Annotated in this window: 18 protein-coding genes; 7 read left to right on the top strand and 11 right to left on the bottom strand. The window is 71.5% G+C overall.

Annotated elements, in window-relative coordinates:
• Positions 1-52: 52 nt before the first annotated feature.
• The 3 genes from LZ495_RS20260 to LZ495_RS20250 form a co-directional block, all read right to left on the bottom strand.
• Positions 53-490, bottom strand: coding sequence for a DUF4234 domain-containing protein (locus tag LZ495_RS20260; protein WP_235053856.1), 438 nt, complete (start codon positions 488-490; stop codon positions 53-55).
• 330 nt (positions 491-820) lie between these two features.
• Complete coding sequence (locus LZ495_RS20255) at positions 821-1,147, bottom strand: hypothetical protein (RefSeq protein ID WP_235053854.1); 327 nt, start codon at positions 1,145-1,147, stop codon at positions 821-823.
• 166 nt (positions 1,148-1,313) lie between these two features.
• Positions 1,314-1,565 (bottom strand): hypothetical protein, encoded by a 252-nt coding sequence (locus LZ495_RS20250; protein WP_235053852.1) that lies wholly within the window; start codon positions 1,563-1,565, stop codon positions 1,314-1,316.
• Between the two features lie 467 nt (positions 1,566-2,032).
• On the opposite strand from LZ495_RS20250, the gene LZ495_RS20245 reads away from it, so the two are divergent.
• Positions 2,033-2,533, top strand: coding sequence for a hypothetical protein (locus LZ495_RS20245; RefSeq protein ID WP_235053851.1), 501 nt, complete (start codon positions 2,033-2,035; stop codon positions 2,531-2,533).
• 77 nt (positions 2,534-2,610) lie between these two features.
• On the opposite strand, the gene LZ495_RS20240 is transcribed toward LZ495_RS20245, so the two are convergent.
• From LZ495_RS20240 to LZ495_RS20220, 5 genes are all read right to left on the bottom strand, one after another.
• The gene (locus tag LZ495_RS20240; protein ID WP_235053850.1) at positions 2,611-3,966 is read right to left on the bottom strand and encodes a dicarboxylate/amino acid:cation symporter; all 1,356 of its coding nucleotides are present in this window, start codon (positions 3,964-3,966) and stop codon (positions 2,611-2,613) included.
• Between the two features lie 571 nt (positions 3,967-4,537).
• Positions 4,538-4,963, bottom strand: a complete 426-nt coding sequence (locus LZ495_RS44930) for a DUF4229 domain-containing protein (protein ID WP_235053848.1) — start codon at positions 4,961-4,963, stop codon at positions 4,538-4,540.
• Positions 4,964-5,289: 326 nt separating this feature from the next.
• Positions 5,290-5,886, bottom strand: a complete 597-nt coding sequence (locus tag LZ495_RS20230) for a DoxX family membrane protein (protein ID WP_235053846.1) — start codon at positions 5,884-5,886, stop codon at positions 5,290-5,292.
• Between the two features lie 391 nt (positions 5,887-6,277).
• On the bottom strand, positions 6,278-7,441 hold the full coding sequence (gene mqnE / locus LZ495_RS20225) for an aminofutalosine synthase MqnE (protein ID WP_235053844.1): 1,164 nt from the start codon (positions 7,439-7,441) through the stop codon (positions 6,278-6,280).
• A gap of 59 nt (positions 7,442-7,500) precedes the next feature.
• Positions 7,501-7,962, bottom strand: coding sequence for an Lrp/AsnC family transcriptional regulator (locus LZ495_RS20220; protein ID WP_235053843.1), 462 nt, complete (start codon positions 7,960-7,962; stop codon positions 7,501-7,503).
• Between the two features lie 140 nt (positions 7,963-8,102).
• Here LZ495_RS20220 and LZ495_RS44110 point away from each other — a divergent pair, with 140 nt between their 5' ends.
• Positions 8,103-8,234 (top strand): hypothetical protein, encoded by a 132-nt coding sequence (locus LZ495_RS44110; RefSeq protein WP_268823073.1) that lies wholly within the window; start codon positions 8,103-8,105, stop codon positions 8,232-8,234.
• A gap of 202 nt (positions 8,235-8,436) precedes the next feature.
• Here the strand turns inward: LZ495_RS44110 and LZ495_RS20215 are convergent, their stop codons facing one another.
• On the bottom strand, positions 8,437-9,141 hold the full coding sequence (locus LZ495_RS20215) for a UbiX family flavin prenyltransferase (RefSeq protein WP_235053842.1): 705 nt from the start codon (positions 9,139-9,141) through the stop codon (positions 8,437-8,439).
• 192 nt (positions 9,142-9,333) lie between these two features.
• Here LZ495_RS20215 and LZ495_RS20210 point away from each other — a divergent pair, with 192 nt between their 5' ends.
• Both LZ495_RS20210 and LZ495_RS20205 read left to right on the top strand, forming a co-directional pair.
• Positions 9,334-10,008 carry a rhomboid family intramembrane serine protease gene (locus tag LZ495_RS20210; RefSeq protein ID WP_235053841.1) on the top strand — a complete coding sequence of 225 codons (675 nt, stop codon included), beginning with the start codon at positions 9,334-9,336 and terminating at the stop codon, positions 10,006-10,008.
• Between the two features lie 44 nt (positions 10,009-10,052).
• Positions 10,053-11,093 (top strand): hypothetical protein, encoded by a 1,041-nt coding sequence (locus tag LZ495_RS20205; protein ID WP_235053840.1) that lies wholly within the window; start codon positions 10,053-10,055, stop codon positions 11,091-11,093.
• A gap of 112 nt (positions 11,094-11,205) precedes the next feature.
• Here the strand turns inward: LZ495_RS20205 and mqnP are convergent, their stop codons facing one another.
• Positions 11,206-12,126 (bottom strand): menaquinone biosynthesis prenyltransferase MqnP, encoded by a 921-nt coding sequence (mqnP, locus tag LZ495_RS20200; RefSeq protein WP_235053839.1) that lies wholly within the window; start codon positions 12,124-12,126, stop codon positions 11,206-11,208.
• On the bottom strand, positions 12,123-13,574 hold the full coding sequence (locus LZ495_RS20195) for a menaquinone biosynthesis decarboxylase (protein ID WP_235053837.1): 1,452 nt from the start codon (positions 13,572-13,574) through the stop codon (positions 12,123-12,125). The genes mqnP and LZ495_RS20195 overlap by 4 nt, the downstream gene beginning before the upstream one ends.
• 165 nt (positions 13,575-13,739) lie before the next feature.
• On the opposite strand from LZ495_RS20195, the gene LZ495_RS20190 reads away from it, so the two are divergent.
• The 3 genes from LZ495_RS20190 to LZ495_RS20180 all read left to right on the top strand — a co-directional run bounded on the left by LZ495_RS20190 (position 13,740) and on the right by LZ495_RS20180 (position 18,092).
• Positions 13,740-15,947 (top strand): DUF4139 domain-containing protein, encoded by a 2,208-nt coding sequence (locus LZ495_RS20190; protein WP_235053836.1) that lies wholly within the window; start codon positions 13,740-13,742, stop codon positions 15,945-15,947.
• On the top strand, positions 15,944-17,605 hold the full coding sequence (locus LZ495_RS20185; protein ID WP_235053835.1) for a DUF4139 domain-containing protein: 1,662 nt from the start codon (positions 15,944-15,946) through the stop codon (positions 17,603-17,605). The genes LZ495_RS20190 and LZ495_RS20185 overlap by 4 nt, the downstream gene beginning before the upstream one ends.
• Before the next feature lie 124 nt (positions 17,606-17,729).
• On the top strand, positions 17,730-18,092 hold the full coding sequence (locus LZ495_RS20180; protein WP_235053833.1) for a PLD nuclease N-terminal domain-containing protein: 363 nt from the start codon (positions 17,730-17,732) through the stop codon (positions 18,090-18,092).
• Positions 18,093-18,169: the final 77 nt, after the last annotated feature.

Here is an 18,169-nt window from a genome sequence, read left to right as displayed (position 1 = left end):
CGGTTCAGCGGCCCGCTTCTCGACTGGTACGTGGATCAGTTTGGTACGGGGATCAGTGGTGCTGGCCGCCGCCGTACATCGCCCAGACGTCGTTCAGGCGGCGCTGGATGTACGGCATGTGGGTGGCCATGAGGATCGCGAGCAGGATGACCATGCCCCCGCCGCAGTCCTGCTGCCGGCCGCCGACGGCCTGCGCCTGCCGTACGCGCCCCGCGGTGTTGGCCAGCGAGATGAACGGCGGGACGATGATGTAGCCGCCGGGGAACATGGCCAGGACCGCCACGCCCGGGGAGACCTCGACGCGGGCGAAGTCCCGGATCTCGCGGTTGATCTTGTAGTACCAGACCAGGCCGTAGATGCCGAGGGTGGCCAGCATGAGGCCCCAAGTGCCCCAGGGGCTGCGGGTCTTGCCGATGACCGGCGCCCCGTAGCCCATCGGCTGCTGGTATCCCGGCTGCGGGTAGTTCATGGGCTGCTGCTGGTGGTTCATAGGCTGCTGGTAACTCACAGGTCCCCCCAGAAAGTCGGCTGGCTGTCCCGGTCTCGGACGAAGTGCGGACCGGTGGAATCGGACGCCCGTCGGTGGGCGCGTGCCGAGAGCCGGTGTCCCGCCCGGGCATGCGCAGAAACCCCCGCCGCGCATGTCATCCGGCGCCGCGACGCCTCAAGGCAACCGGGACGGTATCGGCCGCGCAGCCGATTGTCCACGCACTTCCAACCGTCGGTCCGGCGCTCCGCACAGAGGGTGGGTGACCCGTCACTGTCGCGGCAGAAATCACGCATGCGAAGCGTCCGGGCGGCAGGTGAGTCGCCCGGTACGTCAGCAGCCGCAGTCGCGGCCCCATGACGGTTCTTCACCCGTGGCGGCATCGTAGGCGCGATGCCATGCGAGGAAGTCCCAGTCGACACCGGTGTGCTCGATGCTTGCATCGTGGCGCGTGACGGTGCAGTGGCCGACGCCGACCGCAGCGCCCCTGAGCACGTGCGTGCTGGTGCCCTCCAGCCACTTCAACGGCTGGAACATGAACTCCCAGCCGCAGCGGTGCGGGACGACCCGGTGGATCACGAACGGGTTGCCTTCCCGCGGACCGAACTCGTCGATCAAGTGAGCCTCGACGATGGCGCGGGCCTGGGTGTAGTCGAGCACGTACGCTCCCTCATCCGGATCTGAAGCGGCCCCGCTCCCCCACGACACGGAGGGGGAACGGGGCCGCTTGCTGTGTGCTTGCTCAGACGCTGACCGGCTCCCGACGGTCGGTCTGGGCAGGCACGTTGCTGCGGCAAAGTCACTCGCAGCGTAAGGGAGGGTCTGCTCACCACCCGTGGCACGCGACCGTGACCCGTCGCTTCGCGCGGATGCGGAGGACGAAGACGACCACAAGCTCGATGGTTCCGGCGAACGCCACCAAACCGCAGACGAGGATGGGCTGTCGGAAATGCGGCTCGCTGCCGAAACCGACCGATAGCGAGTCGCACGCCAGTAGGAAGAGTGCAGGCAGGGTCACCTGCGTCATCAGGAGGCCGGGCAGGTACCACCAGGCGTTCGGCGAGAGGTCGTCCGCCATCTGATGGGCGTCGACCGGGGGCGCCCATGACGGCGGTGGATGCCGCGGCAAACGCGGTGACGGTGGAGGCATCGCCGCCAACTGAGCCCGGGTCAGCGGCGCGGGCGCGCCCGACGGCGGCGTAGTCGGGTACGGCTGCGGTGTGGGCATGCCGCCAAGCGTGCCGACAACGCCATCCGTTCACCTGAGCGCTGCTACTCAGTTTGTACGGAACGCGCGGGGACACCGCGCGTCACAGCAACTCCGACCCACAACACGCCCATCGTCGTCAAAGCGGAAGGCGATGGGGTGATCGAGATCGCGGTGCACTGCCGACGGCGACCCGGTCAGGGCGGGCACGTTCTTCGGCGGGCGGGGGCAAGAGCCTCAGTCACCGCATGAAGCGCCCGCAACACCCCTCCAGGCTGCAAAGCGAATTGAGTACTCGTGCTCAGGGCTTCGATGGGCCGGGCCGACAGGCTGCTCCTATGAGCCAGACGCACAACACACCGGTGCACCAGATCGACCCTTGGCGGAGGACACGACGCTTCGGGCCAGGCCTGTCGGTTCTCGCGTGGTCGCTGCTTCTGCCGATAGCCGTGGCGTGGAAGGTCGGTGTTCAGGACGATCCGGCGGCAGCCGCCTACGACCTGCCCCGCAGGTATGTCTTCGAGCCACTGGTGGCAGGCGCCACTGATGCCATACTCGGACTGGCGGGGACGGCCCTGTTCGTCGGTGCCTCCGTCGCGATCTTGATTCTCGCCCTTCGGGGATGGTTCGACGGCCGCTTGTGGTTCGTCATGGTCGGCGCGGCGGCAGTCGGCATTCCGGTGGGGTGGGCGTACCGAGTGACGACGGCCGCTTACATCGATTCCGGTATCGGTGGACCGTTCGTCGCCTTCGGAGTCATCGTCTGGGCCGCGCTTGTCCTGCCCTTCGTCGTGCTGGGCGCCCTGGCCGTCCTCGAAGATCCGGACCCCGTCGACTAAGCCGCGCGGCCGAACAATGAAGCGGCCCCGGTCCCCCACGACACGGAGGGGAACGGGGCCGCTTGCTGTGTGCTTGCTCAGACGCTGACCGGCTCCCGACGGTCGGTCTGGGCAGGCACGTTCTTGGTGGTGTCATCGGCGTCGGACGCGTCGTCGTCCGCGGCGTCGATGCTCTTCGGGTTGTTGTACTTCTCCAGGTCGAGCGTCTTCTCGCGGGCCGAGACCAGGACCGGGACGACCGCCTGGCCGGCGACGTTGGTCGCGGTGCGGATCATGTCGAGGATCGGGTCGATGGCGAGGAGCAGGGCGACGCCGGCCAGCGGGAGGTTGACGGTGTCGAGGGTGAGGGTGAGCATCACGATCGCGCCGGTCAGACCCGCGGTGGCCGCGGAGCCGATGACCGAGACCAGGACGATGAGGAAGTACTCCTTCGGTCCCAGGTCGATCCCGTAGTACTGGGCGACGAAGATCGCGGCGATCGACGGGTAGATCGCGGCGCAGCCGTCCATCTTGGTGGTGGCGCCGAACGGCACCGCGAACGACGCGTAGTCCTTCGGGACACCCAGGCCGATGACCGAGCGCTGCGTGACCGGCATGGTGCCGACCGAGGAGCGGGACACGAAGCCCAGCTGGATCGCGGGCCAGGCGCCCTGGAAGAACTTCACCGGGTTGACGCGGCCGACCGTGGCGAGCAGCAGCGGGTAGACGCCGAACAGGATGATGGCGCAACCGACGTAGATGTCGATGGCGAACGTGCTCAGCGGCTTGAGCGAGTCCCAGCCGTAGGTCGCCACCTTGGAGCCGATGAGGCCGGCGGTGCCGATCGGGGTGAGGCGGATGACCCACCACAGCGCCTTCTGGACGACCTCGAGGACGATCTCGGCGCCGTTGATGAGCGGTTCGGCCTTCTTGCCGACCGACAGGATGGCCGCACCGAGGACGACCGCGAGGAACACGATCTGCAGGACGTTCGGCTTGGCGAACGCGTCCACGATGTTGGTCGGCACGATGCCGGTGAGGAAGTCGAGCCAGTCGCCGTTGGTGGTGCCCTTTTCCGGCTTGGGCAGGTCGGCCTTGTCGACCCCCTGGCCCGGGTCGGTCAGCAGGCCCAGCGTGAGGCCGACGCCGACCGCGATCAGCGAGGTGATCAGGAACCAGCCGAGCGTGCGGAGCGCGAGGCCGGCGGCGTTGTTGACGTTCCGCAGGTTCGCCACCGAGACGAGGATGGCGGTGAAGACCAGCGGCGGGACGGCGAGCTTGAGCAGGCGCACGAACATCGAGCCGACCTCGGTCAGCGTCGTCGTGAGCCATTCGACGTTGCCGTTCTTGGCGATGAAGCCGAGAACGATACCGAGGCCGAGGCCGATGAAGGTCTGGGCCCAGAAGGGGACCTTGGGCAGGGATTTCCTGCGCACAGCAGTGGTTTCAGACAAGGGGAGCTCCTGAAGCGGCCGGCCGGATGTGCCGGGCACCGTGGCATGCGGGACGGAGGAAGCGACCGCTTCAAGGCCTGATGTGGCATGTGGGGAACGGGACTGCGCTCATCCACCGGTCAGGTGCGGGGCCCGGAGTCCGAGTCGTGCTCGGTGGTCCGGCAAGCCCGCGAAGCGGTCGGAGGCGGCGTGCCGAAGCGGTACGCGCGGTGGTGCGTGGTTCGCGTACCGGTCAGCTGACGCCGGCGCCGCAACACAGTGCGGTGGCGCATCGGCCCAGGTCGACGTGCAGACGCGCCACGAGCGGGAAACCCACCGCCGTGCGCGTCGCATACGTGTCGCCTGTGCCGAACATGAGGTGGAGTGTAAGCAGTCCATCAGTAAAACGACAAAACCATTACCGGAACGGACGGATCGCTCACGGTGGGTGGTTCATGCACATGTCACAACCCCGCCGTACGCAGCAGTCATTCCGGATGGTGACGGCGGGCGGGGCGGGGTCGGGGGGTGACCGCGGGTCGGGGGAGTCGCGGGGCCGCGGTGCTCGGGCGCGCTCGGCGCGCTCGGGGGGTCAGGAAGGCTCGGCGGTGCGGGGCGAGTTGCCCAGTTCGACGGCCCGGTCCTCGGCGGCGGCGCCCTCGTCGATGCGGGCCTTGGCGCGCTCGACGCGCTCGACGAGCGCGGCGGACATCGCGTCGCGCTGGCCGTTCAGGGCGAAGTAGCTGATCAGGCCGGAGATCGCGAGCGAGATGCCGGCGATGGCCACGAACGCGCCGCCGCTGCCGGCCACGTCGAGCAGCACGAAGACCAGCCATACGACCGCGCCGACGACGGCGAACAGGCCGAAGCGCAGGAGGGTGTAGCGCAGCGCGGGGTGACCGGTGGAGGCTCCGGCGGGGGCGGCCGCGGGCTCGGCGGGACCGAGGCGGTCGGGCGCGGACGCGGACGGGAACTCGGACGGGGACTCGGACTGGGGGGCGGAGTTCGTGGTGGACACGTTCGGTTCCTTCGGCCGGTCGGCGGACACTGCTCGGCGGCACGGCGGCGGGCCGCACTGCCCGGCATCCAGTAGAGCACTCGGCGGGGCGCGCTCATGCCGCGGCCCGGCGGGACCGCCGTGCCGGAGGGTCCGGCCGGGCCGGGACGAGGGGCGGCGGGGCCGCGGGGGCGCAGTGGGGCCGCAAGCTGGGGGCCGCGGCGGGGTGGCGCCAGCTGGTGCCGCCGGAGGATGGCTGCCCAAGCGCCCCAGGGGAGTGACCTCCAAGCGGTGCTGCCGCAGGGTGGCTGCCCGGGGGGCGACTGCTCAGAGGTGGCGGTGCGGGGTCAGCGGAGCCAGGCGTACCGGCGGACCAGGGCGGTCGAGCCCCACCGGCGGCCCAGGCCCCAGGTGTTGCCGGCGTAGGTGGCGGCCGCCACGATCGCGGCGATCGCCATGAGCCAGTGGCTGTCCACGATCGGGTTGGTGGCCGGCTGCAGGGTGACCAGGTACATGAAGAGCATCATCAGCGTGCAGGAGACCGCCGCGATGCGGAGGCCGATGCCGGCGATCAGCGCGACGCCGATGCCGAGCAGGCCGAGCATGAAGACCGCGTCGAGCCACCAGGCGCCGGCCACCGAGTCGAACATGTGGGCAAAGGGGCCCTGCGTACCGAACTTGAGGAAGCCCTCGGTCGGCGAGCCGCCGTTCACCACGGCCTTCGCCGATTCGGTGCTGAAGCCGAGGCCGAACAGCTTGTCGAGGAACGGCCACAGGAACATCCAGCCGAGGAGGATCCGCAGCGCGGCGAGCGCGCGGCGGGCGAACGGCGTGGTCGCGTGGGACGGATCGGGGGCGGCAGTCGGGGCGTTGCGCGGGGCGACGCCGGCGGCCTCCCACGTGATGTCGGCGACTGCCTCGGTTCGCTGGGCGGTGGCGGCCATGGCGGCGGAATCCCCTTCCGGTGCCGCGCCGGCGGGTGGCCGGAGCGGGTCTTGTGAATGCATTCACAAGCTATCGGGGGACACGCCGCTCCGGATCCGGCAAAGGTCCCGCGGGAGAGGGCCTTCGGGCACGGGCAACGGGCGGTGGAAGGCGAGGTCTGGTGGAGGCAAAGGGGGTGGGTCCCCTGCGGCCACAACGGGCGGCGGTGGCGGGAGGGTTCCGCACGCAGGAGTGACACGGAGGAATAAAGCCCGGGGGTGAAGCCCAGGAGTGAAGCCCAGGAGTGAAGCGCAAGCGTGAAGCGCAAGCGTGAAGCGCAAGCGTGAAGCGCAAGCGTGAAACGCCTGTGCCCCCGGCGCGGGCCGGGGGCACAGGGAAAGCGCTGCCGGATCAGAACTTCATCGGCTGGGGGGTGTCGCGGCGGCCCGGCTGCGGGCCCTCGTATTCGCGGACGATCTCGTACCGGGTGTTCCGCTCCACCGGGCGGAAGCCCGCGTCGCGGATCAGTTCGAGCAGGTCGTCGCGCGTCATCTTGTTGGGCGTGCCGAAGCCGTCCGCATCGTGCGTGATCTTGTACTCGACCACCGAGCCGTCCAGGTCGTCCGCTCCGTGGTTCAGCGCGAGCTGCGCGGTGGACAGGCCGTGCATGACCCAGAAGCACTTCACGTGCGGGACGTTGTCGAACAGCAGGCGCGACACCGCGAACACCTTCAGCGCCTCCGCGCCGGTGGCCATCTGGGTGCGGGCCTGCAGCCGGTTGCGGACGATGCCGTCCCGGCTGTCGTGGAAGTCGTGCTGGTAGCGCAGCGGGATGAAGACCTGGAAGCCGCCCGTCTCGTCCTGCAGTTCACGCAGGCGCAGGACGTGGTCGACGCGGTGCCGGGGCTCCTCGATGTGGCCGTAGAGCATGGTGGCCGGGGTCTTCATGCCCTTGGAGTGCGCCAGGCGGTGGATCCGCGACCAGTCCTCCCAGTGGGTGTCGTGGTCGACGATGTGCTGCCGGACCTCCCAGTCGAAGATCTCCGCACCGCCGCCGGTCAGCGACTCCAGGCCGGCCTCCATCAGCTCGTCGAGGATCTGCGAGGCGGACAGGCCCGAGATGGTCTCGAAGTGCTGGATCTCGGTCGCGGTGAACGCCTTGAGCGAGACGTTCGGCAGGACCTTCTTCAGCTCGCTGAGCGAGCGCGGGTAGTACCGCCACGGCAGCGTGGGGTGCAGGCCGTTGACGATGTGCAGTTCGGTGATGCCGTCCGGCTCCATCTCCTTGGCCAGCCGCACGGCGTCCTCGATGCGCATCGTGTACGCGTCCTTCTCGCCCGGCTTGCGCTGGAACGAGCAGTACGCGCACGACGCCTGGCACACGTTCGTCATGTTCAGGTGCCGGTTGACGTTGAAGTGGACGAGATCGCCGTTCTTCTGCGTCCGCACGTGGTGCGCCAGACCGCCCAGCCAGGCCAGGTCGTCGCTCGCGTACAGCGCGATGCCGTCCTCGCGGCTCAACCGCTCGCCGGAGAGGACCTTGTCCTCGATCTCCTTGCGCAGACCCGAGTCCATCGCTCACTTACTCCTTGCCGTGGCCAACCGTCGGAACCGGACGAACCGTGCGGACGAGCCTACGCCTCCGCCTCGCCCGGCAAATCGGCGGCGCGGTACTCCCACTTCGTGGAGAGCACCACCGTGGTGCGGGTCCGGGCCACGCCGCGCGTGCCGGACAGCCGCCGGATCACGTGCTCCAGGCCCGCCACGTCCGGCACCCGGACCTTGAGCATGAACGAGTCGTCGCCGGAGATGAACCAGCAGTCCTCGATCTCCTCGACGTCCCGCAGCCGCCGGCTGACGTCCTCGTGGTCGGCCGCATCGGACAGCTGGAGGCCGATCAGCGCGGTCACCCCGAGGCCGAGCGTCACCGGGTCGACCGTCGCGCGGTAGCCGGTGATGACCCCGGCCTGCTCGAGGCGGTTGATGCGGTCCGTCACGCTCGGCCCGGACAGGCCGACCAGGCGGCCCAGCTCCGCGTACGAGGCGCGGCCGTTGACCCGCAGCGCCTGGATGAGCTTGCGGTCCACCGCATCCATGTCAGTCTCCTCGATCGTCCTGCAATTCAGTGGACAGTTGTCCGGCAATCCCTTAGAATCTAAGGCATCGGAGGTCACGAGCCTCCGAAGTGGATACAACATTCAGCCCACGAGGCTGATACATAGGAGTGAAACCCGCGATGTACACCCTTGAGATGGCCCGCGCGCACATCCAGGAGCTGCACGAGATGGCCGAGCGCTCGCGCCCGGTCGGACCGCGTCCGACGCTCACCCGCGTCAAGAAGTTCGTCGCCCGCGCCACCGGCCGCTGATCCGGCCGGCCCGGTCCCCCGCCCGGGACCGCGGCGACACGTACGACCACCACAGGCTCCCGCCTCCGTGGGGGCCTTTGCTGGTTCCGGGGCCGGCTCCGGGGCCGGTTCCGCGGCAGATTCCGGGACGGGTTCCCAGGCAGGCTCCGGGACGCGTGCGACGAGCACCCGGACGGGTGCAGGCACCGGGGGCCGGCCGCGGTCACGCGCACGCCGCGCCCTCCGCCGCCTCCGCCGCCGCGGCCCGCCGGGCCCCGCCCAGCTCGCCCGACCAGCGCCGGTAGAGCGTGTGCGGCACGCCGAGCACGTCCAGCACCTTCCCGGCCACGAAGTCCACCAGCCGCTGCACGTCCTGCGCCCCGGCATAGAACGCCGGGGAGGCCGGCAGCACCACCGCGCCCGCGTCGTCCAGCCGGACCAGGTGCCGCAGCGTCGTCCCGGTCAGCGGCGTCTCGCGCGGCACCACCACCAGCGGGCGGCGCTCCTTGAGCGTCACGTCGGCGGTGCGCTGCAGCAGGTCCTTCGACAGCCCCAGCGCGATGCCCGCCACCGACGCCGTGCTGGCCGGCACCACCGCCATGCCCTTCGCCGGGTACGAACCGCTCGACGGGCCGGCCGCCAGATCGCCCGCCGCCCAATAGGCCACCCGGTCGAGTGCGTCCGCCGCGAAACCGGCCGCGGCGCCGCCGCCGGCGCTCATCCCGAGCCACGCGGCGAGGTCCTCGCGCCAGTGCGCATCGCGGAATCCGATGCCCGTCTCGTCCAGGATGGTCAGCCGCGCGGCGCGGCTCACCACCAGGTCGACGTCCTCGCCCGCGTCGAGCAGGCCGCGGATCACCGCCGCCGCGTACGGGGTGCCGGAGGCACCGGACACTCCGACGATCCACGGTCGGCGCTGTGCATGCATGGCGCCATTCTCCCAACCCCAGCCCGGGCCCGCCCGCCACCCCCTGGCACACGCCCGAGCAAACCCCGGCAAAACGGAACAGCAAAGCAGCCCGCGGCCGATCGGCTGTTGACCGGAAACCACCCGGACCGCTGGACTGGGGGGCACGGGGCCGCCGGGGGGGCGGTCCCCTCCCCCCGCTTGGAGGCCGCGGTGTCACCGCTTCCGTCCCCGGTCCCGTTCCGGGGCCTGACGACCGCCTTCGCCACGATCGCGGCACTGCTCGCCGTCATGTGGGCCCTGCAGTTCTGGAACCTGGCCACCGGCGATTCGCTCCTGCAGCACGGCATCACCCCGCGCGATACGGGCGAGCTGTGGCCGGACCTGTTCACCGCGCAGTTCCTGCACACCGGCTTCCCGCACCTGATCGCCAACACCCTCGGCCTGGCCGTGCTCGGCTTCCTGGCCGCCACCCGCGGCGCAGGCCGGTTCGCCTGGGTCAGCCTGGTGATCATGGTGGTCGGCGGGCTGGGGATCTGGCTGGCCTCGCCGTCCGGCTCGATCACCGTGGGCGCCAGCGGCCTGGTGTTCGGCTACTTCGGCTACCTCCTGGTGCGCGGCTTCTTCGACCGGCGCATCCGGGACGTCCTGCTCGCCTTCGTGCTCACCGCGATCTTCGGCTGGTCCATGCTGTGGGGCGCGCTGCCGACCGCGTCCGGCGTGTCGTGGCAGGCCCACCTCGGCGGCTTCGCGGGCGGCGTCGCCGCCGCCTACCTCTTCCGCCGCCGCCCGGACGCGCCAGCCCGGCCGTCCGGCGGCACCCCGCGCGCAGCAGCCGCCGGGCCCCGCCCGCTGTCCGAGGAACTCAAGGACCTCGGCCTGCTGTGAACGCCCCGAACCATCCGACCCGCCCTGTTCCCCGGAGGACGTCCTTGCCCGCCCAGCCCGCCCCGTCCTCCTCGCCCGCGCCGTCGTCCCCGTCGTCGTCGCCGTCCCCGTCTGCGCCGAGAACCGGCATACGCAGCGGCCGGCTGCGGCCCGCCGCGATCGCCCTGCTGCCGCTCGCCTTCCTGGCCACCGCATGCGGCGGCGCCGCGAACGGCTGGGCCGCCGACGCCCGCCAGGCCGCCCGGTCCCCGGTCGGCAACACCGGCGACGCCAACACCGGCATATCCGCGGAAGACCTCATGAAGCGGGTCGCCAAGGCGGACAGCGAGACCCGCGGCGTGCGCACCGAGTTCAAGGGGCACATGTACGGCGTCCCGGTCTCCGGTTCGACCCGGGTCACGGCCTCCGGGGACAGCGAGGCGTCCCTCACGCTGGACCGCAGCGACATCCACGTCCTCACGATCGCCGGGACCGAGTACACCAAGTTCGAGGACGGCACGTACGCGACGCTCTACGAGACCGCCAAGAAGGCGCCCGACTACGACGCGGACGACGACGAAGGCAGCGAGTCGTTCCTCGAATTCGGCAAGCTCACCGAGGGCAAGTACCTCAAGTCCAAGGCCGGCGAGTCCGGCCTCAGCGTCGGCTCCTTCGACTGGCTGCTGGGCAGCTCGTTCATCGGTGGCAGCGACATGCCCGACGACTACGAATACGCGGACGAAGACGACGTCAAGCTCTCCGTCGGCGACGCCGTGCGCATCGACGGCATCGACGTCATCCCGCTGATCCGCAGCTACGACGAGGACGGCGAAAGCTGGGTGGAGACCATGTACATCCCCACCCGCGGCACCCCGCTGCCGGTCCGCTTCACCTCCGACGACGACAACGACGGCAAGGTCGACACGTCGATCGACACCCGCTATTCGGCCCTCGACGGGGACAGCACCGTCAAGGCCCCGCCGAAGGAGCAGACCGTCGACATGAAGGCGATCATGGAGGACTTCTTCGGCGGGGGCTTCGGGGACGGCGACTACGACGACTACGAGGACGGGGACGACGGCCCGGGCGCCGGCGCAGCCGCCTGACCCGCCTGACCCGCCCGGTCTGCCTGGTCTGCCCGGTCTGCCTGGTCTGCCTGGAAACGCGAACGGCCCGCCCCCGGAGCTCCGGAGGCGGGCCGTCGTGCGGAACGCAGGGTCAGGGCCGCAGGCCGCGGACCACCAGGTCGAGCAGCGCGCACACGAACAGCGCGATGCCGATGAAGCCGTTCGTGGTGAAGAACGCCCGGTTCAGCTTGGACAGGTCGTCCGGCTTGACCAGCGAGTGCTCGTAGACGAACGCCGCGGCCACGATCAGCAGACCCAGCCACCAGAAGAACCCGGCCCCGGTCAGCACCCCGAACCAGATGAACAGCACCGTGGTGACCACGTGCGTGATGCGCGAGGCGTACAGCGCGTTCGCGATGCCCCAGCGGGCCGGCACGCTCTTCACGCCCTCGGCGCGGTCCGCGGCCACGTCCTGGCAGCCGAAGATCAGGTCGAAGCCGCCGATCCAGGTGCCCACCGCGAGGCCCAGCACCACCGCGTCCCACGACCACTCGCCGGTCACCGCGATCCACGCGCCGATCGGCCCGATCGCCTGCGCGAAGCCCAGGATCGCGTGCGGCACGTTCGTGAACCGCTTGCCGTACGGATAGACCACCATCGGCACGACGGCCAGCGGCGCGAGCGCGAAGCACAGCGGGTTCAGCAGCGCCGCCGCGACCAGGTAGAAGAACAGCGCGACCAGCGCACCGGTCCACGCGGTGCGCACCGACACCTTGCCGGTCACCAGCTCGCGCGTCGCGGTCCGCGGGTTCCGGGCGTCGATCTCCCGGTCGATGATGCGGTTGCACGCCATCGCAAACGTCCGCAGGCCCACCATCGCGACGGTGACCAGGAACAGCTCCCAGTAGTGCAGATGCCCGTTCACCTCGAACATCGCGGTCAGCGCCGCGATGTACGCGAACGGCAGCGCGAAGACCGAGTGCTCGATCATCACCAGCCGCAGGAACGACCGGACTCTGCTGTCGGCAGAGCTGTCGTCCGACGGGGTGGGGAAAGCGGCAGCCGAACTCACAGCCCGTATTCCTTCCAACGCTGCGTCACCCGTGCGGCCGTGGCCGGGTCCGAGGCCACCATCTCGGGCCATCCGCCGTCGCGCGTGTAGCCCTCCTCGGGCAGCTTGCGGGTCGCGTCGATGCCCGCCTTGCCGCCCCAGAACTGCTGGTACGACGCGTGGTCGAGGTGGTCGACCGGGCCCTCCACGATGCTGAGGTCGCGCGCGTAGTCGACGTTGCCGAACGCCCGCCACGCGACCTCGTGGTAGTCGTGCACGTCGCAGTCCGAGTCGACGACCACGATCAACTTGGTCAGCGACATCATGTGCGCACCCCAGATGGCGTGCATCACCTTCTGCGCGTGCTTCGGGTACTTCTTGTCGATCGAGACGATCGCACAGTTGTGGAAGCCGCCGGCCTCGGGGAGGTCGTAGTCCACGATGTCCGGCACGATGATCTTGAGGAGCGGCAGGAAGAACCGCTCGGTGGCCTTGCCCAGCGGCCCGTCCTCGGTCGGCGGCCGGCCCACCACGATCGACTGCAGCACCGGGTCCTTGCGCATCGTCACGCAGTCGATGGTCAGCGCCGGGAACGGCTCCATCGGCGTATAGAAGCCGGTGTGGTCGCCGAACGGGCCCTCGTCGCGCATCTCGCCGGGCTCCAGCCAGCCCTCAAGCACCACCTCGGCCTCGGCCGGCACCTGCAGCGGGACGGTCTTGCAGTCGACCATCTCCACCCGCTTGCCCTGCACGAAGCCGGCGAACAGGTACTCGTCGATGTCGCCGGGCAGCGGCGCGGTCGCCGCGTACGTCACCGCGGGCGGGCAGCCGAACGCGATCGCCACCGGCAGCCGCTCACCGCGCCGCGCGGCCACCTGGTAGTGGTTGCGCGAGTCCTTGTGGATCTGCCAGTGCATGCCGATCGTGCGGTCGTCGTGCCGCTGCAGCCGGTACAGGCCCAGGTTCCGCACGCCGGTGTCCGGGTCCTTGGTGTGCGTCAGGCCCAGGTTGTAGAACGAGCCGCCGTCCTCGGGCCAGGTGTGCAGTGCGGGGATCGCACCGAGGTCGACGTCGCCGCCCTTGAGCACGACCTCCTGGCACGGCGCGGCGGTCACCTTCTTGGGCGGGATGTGCGCCACCGACCCGAGCTTGCCGAACGCCTCGCGCAGCCCGGAGAAGCCCTGCGGCAGCTCGGGCTTGAGCAGTCCGCCGATCTTGTCGGAGATCTCCGCGTACGACTTGAGGCCGAGCGCCTTGAGCATCCGCCGGTCGGTGCCGAACACGTTCATCGCCAGCGGCATCGAGCTGCCGCGCACGTTCTCGAACAGCAGCGCGGGCCCGCCGGCCTTGTTGACCCGGTCGGTGATCTCGCCGACCTCCAGGTACGGGTCCACCTCGACGCGGATGCGCCGCAGGTCGCCCTCCTTCTCCAAAGCCTTGAGGAAAGCGCGCAAGGTCCCGTATGCCATGCGACCCAGTATCGGTCACACCCGCTCCCCGAACCGCGGCGGCATCACCCGGCCGCGCGGCGAGCACTCCGCGCAAGGCGGGAGGCGGGGCTGCGTGGGAAAGCAGCGGGGGCCTCCGGACTCCTCTACGTTGGTTGCCACCGCCACACCTCGGGGAGGACGTACATGGTCGTCGCGGTCGAATCGGACGTGTCGGGGCGGGCGCTGGAGTCCGTTCTCGATGCGGTCGTCGTCTATGCGCGCGGGGCCGTGTGCACGCGGCGGGCGCGGTTCGTGCTGCCTGCCGGGCATCGCGGCGAGCTGCGGATCCGGGTGGGGGACGTGCCGCTGTCCGCCTCGGCGCCGTCGCTGCGCGGCAGCATCGTGTCCGGGCCGGCCGGGCTGCGGGTCGCCGACGTGCGGCCGCGGATCGAGGCGGTCGTGGTCGAGGCCGCGGACCTGCCCCGGCTGCGGCGGATCCGCGACGAGGCCTTCGAGGCCGCCGCGAAGCTCACCGCGCGGCGCAAGCGGCTCGCCGCGGACATCGACACGGTCGCCGCCCTGCGCGCGGTGCCCGCCAAGCCGCGCCGCGAGGACCCGTACCCGCGGCCCGCCGCGGTCGAACCGGTCCTCGCCCTCGCCGCCTTCGTCGCCGACCGGCTCGACGTGCTGCACGGGCGCCTGCAGGCGCTCGACGAGGAATGCCGCCGAGCCGACCACGAAGCCCAGGTCGCCGCGCACCGGCTCCAGGAGGCGTCCGGCGCACTGCGCACCGAGCAGAGCCGCACCACCGGCGCCGCCGTCCTCACCCTCGACCTGCCCGACGCCGTCCAGGACGCCGCCGACGTGGTCGTGGACCTGGAGTACCAGGTGCCGGGCGCCTGCTGGGTGCCGATGTACCAGCTGCGGCTCGACACCGCGATGACCTCCGGCACGCTGGTGATGCGCGCCGCCGTCGCCCAGCGCACCGGCGAGGACTGGTCCGCGGTGCGCCTCGCACTGTCGACGGCCGACCTCGACCGGCGTACCGACCTGCCCGAGCTGCGGTCCCTGCGCATCGGCCGCCGCCAGGCCGCCCCCGCCCCGTCCGGATGGCGCGAACCCCCGGTCGGCCTCGACGAGTTGTTCGGCGGGTACGACACCGCCGCGGCCAAGCGCCCGCCCCGCTACTCGGGGGTCGCGCTCGCGGCCGGCGCCGCGGACAGCGAAGACCTCTACCGGACCGGCACGTTCGCGGCGGTCCCGGCCTTCGGAGGCCCCGGCGGGCCGCCGGACGGCGCGTACTGGCAGGACGAGCAGCGCAGCCCCATCCCGCCGCCCGCTCCGATGATGGCGATGCCGCCGATGCCCATCGCCCCCGGATCCGCCATGCCGCAGCCCGGCGGCGCACCGCCCCCGCCGCCCGCGCAAGCGGCCCCGGCACCGCGCATGGCCCGCCGCCGGGCCGCCCCCGGCGCCGCAGCCCGGGCCGAGGCAGCGGACACCATGGCCTACGGCGGCGCGCCGCCGCTCGCCGAACTGTCCGCCGGCTTCGCGCCGGAGCCCGACCTGGGCCCGCCGACGCCCGGCGCGGACCTGCTCGACTACGCGGGCCTGGTCCTGGCCGGCCCCGACGAGCCCGCCGGGCGCGGCAAGTTGCGCGCGTCGGGCGGCGCGGACCTGGCCGCCGAGGAGTACCGGCGCCGGGCCGCGTCGGTGTCCTACCTGCCGCTGCCCGCGCATGCGGTGCTGGTGCGCACCTCGGCCGGCTCGTACGACTACCGGTTCGAGGTCGCCGCACCGGCCGACGTCGAGGCGGACGGCGCCTGGCACACCGTTCCCGTATGCACCGTCGAGGTGGGCCTGGAACCGCAGTTCGTGTGCGTGCCCTCGATCGACGAGTCGGTGTTCGGCACCGTGCACGTGACCAACGCGTCGCCGCACGCGCTGCTCGCCGGGCCCGCGGACGTCAGCGTGGGCGGCGAGTTCCTCACCACCGTGCCGCTGCCGACCCTCGCCCCGGGCGAACGCCAGCGGGTGGGCGTCGGCGTGGTGGAGAGCGTCCAGGTCGCCCGGCGCACCCACATGCGCGAGTCGACCGCAGGCCTCGGCAACCGCACCACGGTGCTCGACCACCGCGTCGAGATCGACCTCGCGAACCACCTGTCCCGCGAGATCGCCGTGGAGGTGCTCGAACGCGTGCCGGTCAGCGACGAGAAGGACGTCCGGATCGACGAGCACGCCGCCGAACCCGCCTGGGCCGTGGACGACGAACTGCGCGACGGCCGCCTGGTGCGCGGCGCCCGCGTATGGCGGCTGCGGCTGCCCGCCAACTCCACCCGCACCCTGGTGGGCCGCTACGAGATCCGCATCCCCGCGGGCAAGGCCGTCGTCGGCGGAAACCGGAGGGCATGACCGTGACCGAGACGACGATCCGACCCGGCGCACCCGGCGGGCCGAGCGAACGCGGCGAGGCCGCCGAGAAGGCGCCGCTCGCCCTCCCCATCACGTCGGTCACCTGCCTGGAGGACCGGGCCCAGGTCGAGCGCTCCGGCACGGTCGAGGTGGCCGCGGGCGTGCAGCGGCTGCGCATCGGCCCGGTCACCGCGCTGGCGGTGGACCGCTCGCTGCGCGCCGACGCCGTGGACGTGTCCGGCGTAGGCGACCTCGGCGTGACCGTGGTCGACGCCCGCGTGGTGCGCGCCGCGGTCGTCGCACCGCCCACCCCCGCCGAGGACGCCTCCAAGCTGCGCACCCTGGTCTTCGACCTCGAGCAGGAGCTGGGCGAGCTCGCCCGGCGCCGGCAGCGCGCCGATGCGGCGTTCGCCGTCGTACGCCAGGCGCGCGAGGAACTGCTGCGGGCGCTCGGCGAGTTCGCCGGCATCGAAGGCGACTCGTCGGCGGTGCGCTTCGACACCGTGGACTGGGCAGGCCGCCTGGAGGCGGTCGACGCCGCCGCGGAAGAGCGCCACGAGGAGCTCTACCGCATCGACCGCGAGCAGGAGCGCGCCACCGCCCGGCTGTCCGAGGCGCGCGCCGCGCTGGCCGCGAGCGAGGAGCCGCCGGAGGGCCTTTCCGCGGTGATCGAGGTGGTCGTCGAGGCGCAGAAGCCCGGCCCGGTGCAGCTGACCGTCGTGCACCTGGTGCCGTGCGCGCTGTGGCGGCCCGCGTACCGCGCGGTGCTGGCCGCAGACGGCGCGTCCCTCACGCTCGCCGCGGACGCGATGGTGTGGCAGCGCACCGGCGAGGACTGGACCGGCGTACGCCTGGCGCTGTCCACCGCCCGGCCCACCCTCGCCGCCGCACCGCCCTCGCTGGTGGACGACGAGCTGGCGCTGCGCGACAAGAGCGACGAGGAGAAGAAGACCGTCGAGGTCGACATCCGCGAGGAGGAGATCGGCAAGGTCGGCGCGGTCGCCGACAACGCGGCCGACCTGCCCGGCGTCGACGACGGCGGCGAAGTGCGGGTGCTCGCCGCGCCGACCCCGGTGACGGTGCCGTCGGACGGCCGCCCGCACCGCGTGCACCTGACCTCCTTCACGGCCGCCGCGCGCACCGAGAACGCCGCCACGCCCGAGCTGTCGCCGCTGGTCACCAAGGTCGTGCACGTCCCCAACGAGGCCGGGCACGTGCTGCTGGCGGGGCCGGTCGACCTGGTCCGGTCCAGCGGGTTCGTGGGCCGCGGCCGGCTCAAGTTCGCCGGCCAGGGCGAGGAGGTCCGGCTGCCGTTCGGCAGCGAGGACACCTTCCGCGTGGTCCGGCACACCTCGGAGCGCAAGTCCACCAAGGCCCTCACCGGACGCTCGGTCACCGTGCGCACCGTGAAGGTCTTCGTGTCGCACCTGGCCGGCGAGGGCCCCGCGGTGCCCGTGGTGCTGCGCGAGCGCATCCCGGTCTCCGAGGTGTCCGCGGTCGAGGTGCGGCTGCGCCCCGAGGAGTGCGACCCGGCGCCGGCGGCGGGAGCCGACGCCGAGGGGATCGTGCGGTACGAGTTGACCCTTGCGCCGGGTGAGCGGCGTGAGATCACGCTGGTCTACGAACTGTCGGCGTCCGGGAAGGTGCAGGGCATGTGACACCGGTGCACGGCCATGGGGGCGGTTAGGCTGGGAGGACTCTCCGCGCAGGCCCCGCCCGCGCAAGCTTTGCCCGGTCGTCCTGCCCGGTAGTACTGCTCAGCCCCAGAGGAGCTCTGTTTCGATGCTGCGGCTCGCGCCATTCCTGGTGATCTTCGCGATCGTGGTCTACGCGTTCATCGACTGCCTGGGCACCGAGGAGCAGGACGTGCGCGGCATCCCCAAGCTCGCGTGGGTGTTCGTGATCCTGTTCTTCCCGCTCTTCGGCGCCGTCGGCTGGTTCGCGGCGGGCCGCCCCAAGCGCGGCGCGGCCGCCCGGAGCCGGTTCGTGGCCCCGGACGACGACCCCGAGTTCCTCGCCTCGCTCGGCAAGAGCAACAAGGACCACGAGGACATGCTCAAGCGCTGGGAGGACGACCTCAAGCGCCGCGAGGACGAGCTGCACGACGGGGACGCCGACCCGGACGGCGGCCGCAAGAAGGACTGACAGCTGCTCCCGGACGGGCCCGGGGGGGGGGGGGCCCCCCCCGCCCCCCCCCCGCGGCGCCCCGCCCGGCGCCCCCC

The sequence above is a fragment of the Yinghuangia soli genome, from assembly GCF_021502675.1.
Lineage (GTDB): Bacteria > Actinomycetota > Actinomycetes > Streptomycetales > Streptomycetaceae > Yinghuangia > Yinghuangia soli.
This window is presented reverse-complemented; position numbering and strand designations above follow the sequence as displayed.

Excerpts from the sequence above, each read along its gene's own strand:
- LZ495_RS20260 (WP_235053856.1), bottom strand. The coding sequence starts at position 490 with ATGAACCACCAGCAGCAGCCCATGAACTACCCGCAGCCGGGATACCAG.
- LZ495_RS20250 (WP_235053852.1), bottom strand. The coding sequence starts at position 1,565 with ATGGCGGACGACCTCTCGCCGAACGCCTGGTGGTACCTGCCCGGCCTC.
- LZ495_RS20245 (WP_235053851.1), top strand. The coding sequence starts at position 2,033 with ATGAGCCAGACGCACAACACACCGGTGCACCAGATCGACCCTTGGCGG.
- LZ495_RS20230 (WP_235053846.1), bottom strand. The coding sequence starts at position 5,886 with ATGGCCGCCACCGCCCAGCGAACCGAGGCAGTCGCCGACATCACGTGG.
- mqnE (WP_235053844.1), bottom strand. The coding sequence starts at position 7,441 with ATGGACTCGGGTCTGCGCAAGGAGATCGAGGACAAGGTCCTCTCCGGC.
- LZ495_RS20220 (WP_235053843.1), bottom strand. The coding sequence starts at position 7,962 with ATGGATGCGGTGGACCGCAAGCTCATCCAGGCGCTGCGGGTCAACGGC.
- LZ495_RS44110 (WP_268823073.1), top strand. The coding sequence starts at position 8,103 with ATGTACACCCTTGAGATGGCCCGCGCGCACATCCAGGAGCTGCACGAG.
- LZ495_RS20215 (WP_235053842.1), bottom strand. The coding sequence starts at position 9,141 with ATGCATGCACAGCGCCGACCGTGGATCGTCGGAGTGTCCGGTGCCTCC.
- LZ495_RS20195 (WP_235053837.1), bottom strand. The coding sequence starts at position 13,574 with ATGGCATACGGGACCTTGCGCGCTTTCCTCAAGGCTTTGGAGAAGGAG.
- LZ495_RS20190 (WP_235053836.1), top strand. The coding sequence starts at position 13,740 with ATGGTCGTCGCGGTCGAATCGGACGTGTCGGGGCGGGCGCTGGAGTCC.
- LZ495_RS20185 (WP_235053835.1), top strand. The coding sequence starts at position 15,944 with ATGACCGTGACCGAGACGACGATCCGACCCGGCGCACCCGGCGGGCCG.
- LZ495_RS20180 (WP_235053833.1), top strand. The coding sequence starts at position 17,730 with ATGCTGCGGCTCGCGCCATTCCTGGTGATCTTCGCGATCGTGGTCTAC.